7 protein-coding genes, 1 pseudogene and 1 CRISPR repeat array (1 of these 9 cut by a window edge) are annotated in these 8306 nt (G+C 68.7%); all 8 genes and pseudogenes read left to right on the top strand.

The window, feature by feature from the left end; genetic code table 11:
- Positions 1 to 760: direct repeats of the CRISPR family, unit length 29 nt; unit sequence GTGCTCCCCGCGCCCGCGGGGGTGATCCC (it extends 1039 nt beyond the left edge of the window).
- A gap of 238 nt (positions 761 to 998) precedes the next feature.
- Positions 999 to 1226 (top strand): hypothetical protein, encoded by a 228-nt coding sequence (locus ABCR94_RS34065; protein WP_347124814.1) that lies wholly within the window; start codon positions 999 to 1001, stop codon positions 1224 to 1226.
- Positions 1227 to 1237: 11 nt separating this feature from the next.
- Positions 1238 to 1609: a fic family toxin-antitoxin system, toxin component gene (locus ABCR94_RS34060; RefSeq protein ID WP_347124812.1), complete on the top strand. Its 372-nt coding sequence runs from the start codon at positions 1238 to 1240 to the stop codon at positions 1607 to 1609.
- A 784-nt stretch (positions 1610 to 2393) separates the two neighbouring features.
- Positions 2394 to 3223 (top strand): annotated as a pseudogene (locus ABCR94_RS34055) (IS5 family transposase).
- Positions 3220 to 3642, top strand: coding sequence for a hypothetical protein (locus ABCR94_RS34050; RefSeq protein WP_347124811.1), 423 nt, complete (start codon positions 3220 to 3222; stop codon positions 3640 to 3642). Before ABCR94_RS34055 ends, ABCR94_RS34050 begins: the two are co-directional and overlap by 4 nt.
- A gap of 403 nt (positions 3643 to 4045) precedes the next feature.
- Positions 4046 to 5521 carry an IS21 family transposase gene (gene istA, locus ABCR94_RS34045; RefSeq protein WP_521976416.1) on the top strand — a complete coding sequence of 492 codons (1476 nt, stop codon included), beginning with the start codon at positions 4046 to 4048 and terminating at the stop codon, positions 5519 to 5521.
- A gap of 60 nt (positions 5522 to 5581) precedes the next feature.
- Positions 5582 to 6355: an IS21-like element helper ATPase IstB gene (gene istB / locus ABCR94_RS34040; RefSeq protein ID WP_347116964.1), complete on the top strand. Its 774-nt coding sequence runs from the start codon at positions 5582 to 5584 to the stop codon at positions 6353 to 6355.
- Positions 6356 to 6453: 98 nt separating this feature from the next.
- On the top strand, positions 6454 to 7017 hold the full coding sequence (locus ABCR94_RS34035) for a group II intron maturase-specific domain-containing protein (protein ID WP_347124809.1): 564 nt from the start codon (positions 6454 to 6456) through the stop codon (positions 7015 to 7017).
- Positions 7018 to 7023: 6 nt separating this feature from the next.
- The gene (locus tag ABCR94_RS34030) at positions 7024 to 8214 is read left to right on the top strand and encodes an IS701 family transposase (protein ID WP_347124808.1); all 1191 of its coding nucleotides are present in this window, start codon (positions 7024 to 7026) and stop codon (positions 8212 to 8214) included.
- The last annotated feature ends 92 nt before the right edge of the window (positions 8215 to 8306 follow it).

Below are 8306 nucleotides of genomic sequence, written 5' to 3'. Positions count from 1 at the left end.
GCTCCCCGCGCCCGCGGGGGTGATCCCCGTTGCGTCCGTGGGGTGACCGGAGGTAGGACGTGCTCCCCGCGCCCGCGGGGGTGATCCCACGCCAGTACAAAGCGCAGTACAGAACACACCGTGCTCCCCGCGCCCGCGGGGGTGATCCCGCCGATCACCTTGTCTCTAGCCCCGCAAAGGCGTGCTCCCCGCGCCCGCGGGGGTGATCCCGTCGAACAAGCCGCGGGCGACACTGACCTGCTGTGCTCCCCGCGCCCGCGGGGGTGATCCCAGCGACGAACGCCGCGCGCAGCGCGTCGCCGAGTGCTCCCCGCGCCCGCGGGGGTGATCCCCAGTCCGTGCAGCCATACCAACGCATCGTTCAGTGCTCCCCGCGCCCGCGGGGGTGATCCCGAGCGGCGCCTCCGGGCGGGCGACGCGACGGTGTGCTCCCCGCGCCCGCGGGGGTGATCCCGGCGACGCGACCGCGATGCACGAGCTGGCCAAGTGCTCCCCGCGCCCGCGGGGGTGATCCCGAGCGCGGCAAGAAGGAGCCGAAGCGCGTCGGCGTGCTCCCCGCGCCCGCGGGGATGATCCCCCGAGCTCGGCCACGATGTCCTCGGCAGGGCTGTGCTCCCCGCGCCCGCGGGGATGATCCCGTGGGTGCGAGCCTCCGCGACAGTGGAGGGCCGTGCTCCCCGCGCCCGCGGGGATGGTCCCGTGGATCAGATGCTGTCAGCCATCGAGGACTTGTGCTCCCCGCGCCCGCGGGGATGGTCGCTGGCGACCGCAGAGGACTGGGGAACCGTAGGCCTGCTCCCCGCGTGCGTGGGGATTGCCGACGTACAGGTGAACGTGCACCACCAGCAGAGCAGTACCGGGGTGGTGCTGAGATCCGGACGTACGCGCCGTGGCCGATACCCGGCAGGCCGGGGCCAGTCCCACGGCATGGTCGTGTGCGTGGTTGCCGTGGACCATTCCTCTGCCGTGCCCGGGGGCGGACCGCTACCGTGGGGGGCATGGCCCGGGAAATTCGTATTGAGATCAGCGACGAGGCATTCGAGCAGTTGCAGCGCGCCGCTGCGGCGAAGCATGTGGCCGCGGAGGCCTACGCCGGGCAGGTCCTGGACGCCGACCTGACCAGGATCCGCTTCGCGGAAGGCGCCCGGTCCTTCGTCAGCGAGCATGCCGAGGGCTTCGCTGAGCGCTTCGGCGGCCCAGCCGGCCACAGCGCAGACGCTGCCTGATCGCGCACTCCATGTTTCTCCAGATCGATCTGCCCTGGCTTCTCGACATCGCGCACCAGGAGCTCCCAGGGGACCCCGAGGTGGTGGACTGGGGCGCGCTCGAGGCTGCCCGGGCCCGGCACGGTTTCCGTGTGCTTGACACCCCCGTGTATGACCAGGCCCACCACCGGGCCGCCGCACTGTTGCAGCAGTTGGTGCGCGTGCCCGCGTTGGAACACTCCAACGAACTGCTCGCCGCTACGGTCGCAGGCGCCTACCTGCACGCCTCCGGGTATCAGGTCAGCGTGACGACCAAAGAGGCCACTGACCTCGTCGCGCAGGTCGCCGCCGGGCGAGTCGATGTGCGCGAGATCGCAGCCTCCCTCAAGGAGTGGACTCGCTGACACACGAACCGCATGGCTTCCACCCCCGGCCGCGGCGAAGTTGGCGGTCGGCCCCATGCCAGTCACTGCTCCCCCCGCCCGCGGGGATGGTCCCGGGGTCTACCGCGCCATCGCCCTGCTCAAGGCGTGCTCCCCGCGCCCGCGGGGATGGTCCCAAGGCCGACGTCTACGCCGCGACGCGCGGCTCCTGCTCCCCGCGCCCGCGGGGATGGTCCCCCGGCTTCGGTGAGCATCCGCACCGCGGTCTCCTGCTCCCTGCGCCCGCGGGGATGGTCCCACGAAGCCCCGTAACGCCGGGCGCGCCAAGGCCTGCAAATACCACTGGGCTCCCACAGGAAGGGGCGACCGGGCAAGTGTCCGCACATCGCGCGGTACGCGGCTAGCCTTGGCCGTTAGGCGAGCGCGAGAATGCGGCCTCAACCTTATGGTCCCTTTGTCGCCCTCGGCGGAAGTACTCAGAAACCGTGTGCTGATTGCAAATCCGCAGCAGCTCCCGGCCTCTGCTCCCCGCACATGCGGGGATGACCCCATCACTGAAGGCAGTGGCACTGCCAGTGCGAAATGCTCCCCGCGCTCGCGGGGATGGTCCCAACTCCGCCAGGCGCTGCTGCTCCTCGGCCACGTGCTCCCCGCGCTCGCGGGGATGGTCCCAACCCCTCCGGGGAAGCCCTGGCAGGCTGTAAGAGTGCGGTTCGCGCTGGGATGCCGGTTTTGGTATCGCTCAATGGGGTGACGCTGGAGCATTGGCGCCGGTCGGGCGTTCGGGGTTCGCTTGGGTTGTGGGATGAGTGGTCGCAAGCCGTACCCGAGTGATCTCACCGACGAGCAGTGGAAGTTGATCGAGCCCGTGATCAGCGCCTGGAAGGCCGAGCATCCCTCGGCCACCGGCCATCAGGGTGAATACGCGATGCGGGAGATCGTCAACACGATCCTCTACCAGAACCGCACCGGCTGTCAGTGGGAGTATCTGCCGCACGATCTGCCGCCGAAGAGTGCGACGTTCTACTACTTCGCCGCCTGGCGTGACGACGGCACCGACCAGAGCGTTCACGACCTCCTGCGCTGGCAGCTGCGCGAGAGCCGGAAGCGATTAGCCGACCCGAGTCTGGTGGTCCTGGACACCCAGAGCATCCACGCGGCTGTCGGCGTCCCGGCCGACACGACGGGCAAGGACGCTGCGAAGAAGGTGCCGGGCAGGAAGAGATGCCTGGCCGTGGACGTGTTGGGCCTGGTCGTTGAGGCTGCCGTCCTGCCGGCGTCCGCGCACGACAACGCTGCCGGCATCGCCCTGCTGAACGGTGTGGCCGCGCAGACCGACACGGTGGTCAAGGCCCTGGTCGGCCAGGGCTCAAGAAGAGCGTCGTCGACCACGGCAGGACTCTCGGCATCGATGTCGAGATCGTCGAGCGCAACCCGGCCCAGAAGGGCTTCGTCCCGCAGGCCAAGCGGTGGATCGTGGAACAGACGAACGGGATCTTGATGTTCTACCGCCGTCTCGTGCGTGACTACGAACACCGGCTCGCCTCCTCCCGCTCGCGGGTTTTCTGGGCGATGACGTCGGTCATGGCCCGCCGCCTCACCGGCATCACCCTCCCCTCCTGGAGGACCGCGTGAGCGACATCCCCCAGGTCGAGGCCGTACTGGCCTACGTCGAGGCCCGCGAGAACGAAGTCTGCGAGCAGGCCGGACGGCTCCGGGACCAGATCGCCGAACTCACCGCCCACCTACGCGAGTTCGACACCGAGAGCGAGAATCTGCAGATCACTCGCAAGACCCTCCTCAACATCCCCGCACCCGCACCGGTCGACGATCCACCCCACGCAGAGGTACCGGAACACCCCGCCTACCAGCAGATCCTCACCGCCCTCGCCGACGCCGGCGGTCCGATGCGGGCCCGCGACATCTGCGAGGCCCTCGACCTGCCGATACTGCCGAAGAACACCGAGGGCATCCGGTCCAAACTCAAACGCCTGGTCACCCGCGGCATCCTCACCGAGCCCGAGCCCGGCCTGTTCGCCCAACCCCGCCCCTGAAACACCCGCCCACCCCACCGAGCAGGGCACCTCACCCAGACCTCATCGCGAATCGGGCCTCACGGCGCGAACCGCACTCTCAGTGCCCAGGCTACGGCTCTGGGCCACCACCGGCAGGCGCGATCCGCAGTGCTTGCGGCGCTGTCCCAGCTGGAGCGGTGCCCTGATCCGGCAGTGCGGGCCTATTTGCTGTCGCAGGTGACGGCGGCCGTGGCAAAGTCCAGATGTGCGGCCAGCCGAGTCCAGGCTGATGGCCACCGGAAGTCCAGGTGGATGGCCGTCTGACCAGTGGTGTTCCTGATCACTTCCTTAACTGGAGGAGACCCCTCCGCCCGTTTGCTGGTGTTTGCACGCATCAGCTACCGGCCGGAGAGGTCCTGTGACGAAGTCTGACACGGAGATTATGGAAATCCTTGAGGCGTACGACCTGACCGGGACGGTCTGGTCGGCGGCGACCTTGACGGGGCACGACCCGAAGACGGTCAAGAGGTATGTCGAGGCCCGCAACGGCGGGCGCAATCCCTATGAGCGAGAGCCGCGGCCGAAGATGATCGACGCGTTCGGGGAGAAGGTCGAGGAGTGGGTCGAGCAGTCGAAGGCGACGATCCGAGCCGATGTGGTGCACGAGAAGCTCGTGAAGATGGGCTACCGGGGCAGCGAACGCTCGACGCGGCGGGCGGTGAACGCGGCGAAGAGCGCGTGGAAGGCGGGCAAGCGCCGCACGTACCGGCCGTGGATTCCCGAGCCGGGCCGGTGGCTCCAGTTCGACTGGGGCGAGGGTCCGCGCATCGACGGCCGTCGGACCTGGTTGTTCTGCGCGTGGCTGTCCTGGTCGCGGTTTCGGGTCGTGATCCCGGTCTGGGACTGCACGTTGGGCACGCTGGTGGCCTGCCTGGACACCACGCTCAGGCGGATCGGCGGGGCGCCGACCTACGTGCTGACCGACAACGCGAAGACGGTGACCGTCGAGCACATCGCCGGGATCCCGGTACGTCATCCGCAGATGGTCGCCGCGGGCCGGCATTACGGCTGCCAAGTGGTCAGTTGCGTGCCCTACGACCCCGAATCGAAGGGCGGCGCGGAAGCGACGGTTCGTATCGCGAAAGCCGACCTGGTGCCCACAGATGCGAACCTGCTGGCCGCTTACGACACCTTCTCCGAGCTCGCCGATGCCTGCCTGACCTGGTGCGATGCGGTGAACTCGCGCCGCCACCGGGCGACTGGGCAGATACCTGCGGACCGTCTGGACGTCGAACGCACCACGCTGCACGTCCTGCCCATCGAGCCGCTCGCGCTCGCGCTGGGCGAGGAACGGCTGGTCGGCTCGGACCGCACTATCAGCTTCAACTCGGTGCGCTACTCGACCCCGCCGGGATATACCGGCGCGAGGGTGTGGTGCCGGGTGGTCGGCGAGGAACTGTCCATCACCGCCCGCACCAACTCCGGTGATCTCTCGGAGATTTGGCGCCACGAGCTCTCCACCCCGGGTGTTCCGCAGATCATCGACGAGCACTACCCCGACCATCCCGACGGACGCAGCATCCACCAGCCGAGGCTGCGGCCCCGCTCGGAAGCGGAGATCGCGTTCGTGGGCATCGGCCCCGGAGCCGGGCGCTGGCTCAAGGAAGCCGGACCCGCCGGCGCCACCCGCATCCGCGCCAAGATGGCCCGCGCGGTCGAGCTGGCCGCCGTCCTGGGCAACGACAGAGTCGACCAGGCCCTGGGGCTGGCGGCCACAGCCGGGCGCTTCGCCGACGACGACTTGCTCTCGATCCTGGGACACATCGCCGACAGCAAGCCCGCCGGAGAGGTCGTCCGCGCGGACGAAGCCCACTCCGTCCAGAACGGAACCAGTGGCTGGCAGGCCCTGGGCCGCTGACCCAACACATCACCCACCAGCGAATCCTGACCGAACGTCTCATAAGAGAACGGCACCCCCATGAGCTTTCCCAACCCGCCCGCGATCCCCGAGGAACTCGACAAGCTCATGCGCCGCATGCGTCTGCCCTATATGCGCAAGGCGGCCCCGGACGTTCTGGCCACCGCCCGAGCTCAACGCTGGGACCCTGCCGAGGTGCTGCGGCTGCTGATAGCCGAGGAGGTCACCGGCCGCGACGCGGCCACCCGGCGCCTGCGGCGCCACTCGGCGAACTTCCCCACCGGCAAGACCCTGGGCTCCTGGCGGGCCGAGGACTCCACCATCCCCGAACCCACCCAGAATTCCCTCACCACCCTGGAATGGATCGGCCGCGCCGAGAACTTGGTGATCGCCGGCCCGTCGGGGACGGGCAAGAGCCACTTCACCGAGGGCCTGGCCCAGGCCGCGATCGAGAAGGACATGCGGGTGTCCTGGTTCACCCTGGAGACGCTGAGCACCGCGATCGGCAAGTCGAAGGTCGACGGGTCCACCGCACGGACCGTCGCCCGGATCTGCCGGGCCGATTTGATTGTCATTGATGACATTGGCCTGCTTCCAGTCGGCGAGGACGCCGCCGAGGCGTTCTACCGGATCATCGATGCCGCCTATGAGCGCCGTTCTATCGCGGTGACCAGCAACATTCATCCCTCGGGCTTCGACACGATCATGCCGAAGACTCTCGCGGGCGCGAGCACCGATCGCCTCATGCATCACGCTCACCTCGTGACCACCTCCGGCGACTCACATCGCCTCGCTGAGGCCCTCGCCGGGAAGGGAGTGGTCCCCTTGAACTGACCCCCCACCCCAGGAACACCACTGGCCACACGCCTGGGTTTCTGATGGCCACCAGCCTGGGCCTCCAACGGCCACCTACCTGGGCATCTCAATGACCGTTGACAGCTGAGAAGATGCGTGCGGAGGTGGCGGCGGTCCTCGCGCCGATGGGCTTGCGCCTGTCGGTGGAGAAGACAGCGATCACCCACATCGATGAGGGTCTGGACTTCCTCGGGTGGCGTCTCCAGCGTCATCGCAAGCGGGGAACCCAGAGGCACTACGTCTATCTCTACCCCTCCAAGAAGGCCCTCCAGGCCGTGAAGGAGAAGGTCAAGGCGTTGTGCAGACAGGACACGAACCTGCCGTTGGCAGTCGTGCTGCACCAGCTCAACCCGGTGCTGCGGGGCTGGACGGCGTACTTCCGGCACGGCGTGTCGTCTGCGACCTTCCAGTACCTGTCGGCCTTCACCTGGCGACAGGTCTTCGGATGGCTGCGGCGCAAATACCGCCGGACCAACTGGAAGACCTTGCGCCGTCGTTACTGTGTGGGCCGATGGTGGCCCGCCGATGGCGAGGTGGTCTTGTTCAAGGCCGCGAAGGTGCGGACCAACCGCTACCTGTATCGCGGAACCAAGATCCCCTCACCGTGGCCCAGCGGGACCGCGCGCGAAGCGGTTGCCTGAGAGGGCTTGTGGAGAGCCGGATGCCTGGAAATCGGGCACGTCCGGTTCGGGAGGCGGGCCGGGGAAACCCACCGACGGCAACGTCGGCCGGGCGCCCCGGTCCGACCTCACCAGCTCGCCGAACACGCCGGCCACTCCACCCCCGACGGTCTGCAGCACCTACTCTCCCGCGCCCGCTGGAACCCCGACGACATCCGCGATGACCTGCAGACCTACGTCGCCGAACACCTCGGCCGCCCCGACGGAGTACTGATCCTCGACGACACTGGATTCTTGAAAAAGGGCACCACCTCCGCCGGCGTCCAGCGGCAATACTCCGGCACCTCCGGCCGCACCGAGAACTGCCAGATCGGCGTCTTCGCCGCCTACGCCAGCACGGCCGGCCGCGCCTTGGTGGACCGGGAGCTCTACCTGCCCAAGTCCTGGACCGACGAACCGGACCGCTGCCGCGCGGCCAAGGTCCCCGAAGAGCGGGAGTTCGCCACCAAGAACACCCTGGCGGCGACGATCGTCCGCAGGGCGCTGTCCTCGCCGCTGCCGATCGCCTGGGTGACGGCGGACGCCGCTTATGGACAGGACAACCGCTTCCGCCGGATGCTGGAAGCATCCGGCGTCGGCTACGTCCTGGCCGTCCCCAAGTCCCAGTTCTCCCTGGCCGGCCCACGCATCGACATGGTCTTCGACCAGGCCCCCGACCAGGCGTGGGAACGCCGTTCCTGCGGGGCGGGCGCGAAGGGGCAGCGCGAGTACGACTGGGCAGCCGTCCAGTTGCGCCCGGTGGCCGAGTACGACCACCAGGACGGTGTGTTGATCCGTCGACGGTGGGCGCTGGCACGGCGCAGCGTGAGCCGGCCGGACGAGATCGCCTACTACCTCGGCTACGCACCGCTGGATGTCGGAGCGGACGAGCTGGTGCGCGTCGCCGGTGCCCGGTGGGCGATCGAGGAGTGCTTCCAGGCGGCGAAGAACGAATGCGGCCTGGACGAGTACGAGGTCCGCCGCTACGTCGGCTGGTACCGACACATCACCCTCGCCATGCTCGCCCACGCCTTCCTCGCCGTGATGAGCGCGCAAGCAGCCGAAAAGGGGGACCCACCAGTGAGGATGCCGAGGTCATCGCGCTCACTGTGGCAGAAGTGCGGCGACTCCTGGCAGCTCACGCACCCCGAGACCCCCGCGCCCGCATTCACGCGCTGAGTTGGTCGCGTTGGCGCCGCCGACGCCAAGCGGTGGCCCGCCGCTGCCACTACCGCCGCCGTGGGCACTCCTTCGAGGGGCCCGCGGGCAGA

The organism is Streptomyces changchenzhani (genome assembly GCF_039766235.1).
Classification (GTDB): Bacteria; Actinomycetota; Actinomycetes; order Streptomycetales; family Streptomycetaceae; genus Streptomyces.
Note: the sequence above shows the minus strand (reverse complement) of the source record. Positions and strands in the feature narration are given on the sequence as shown.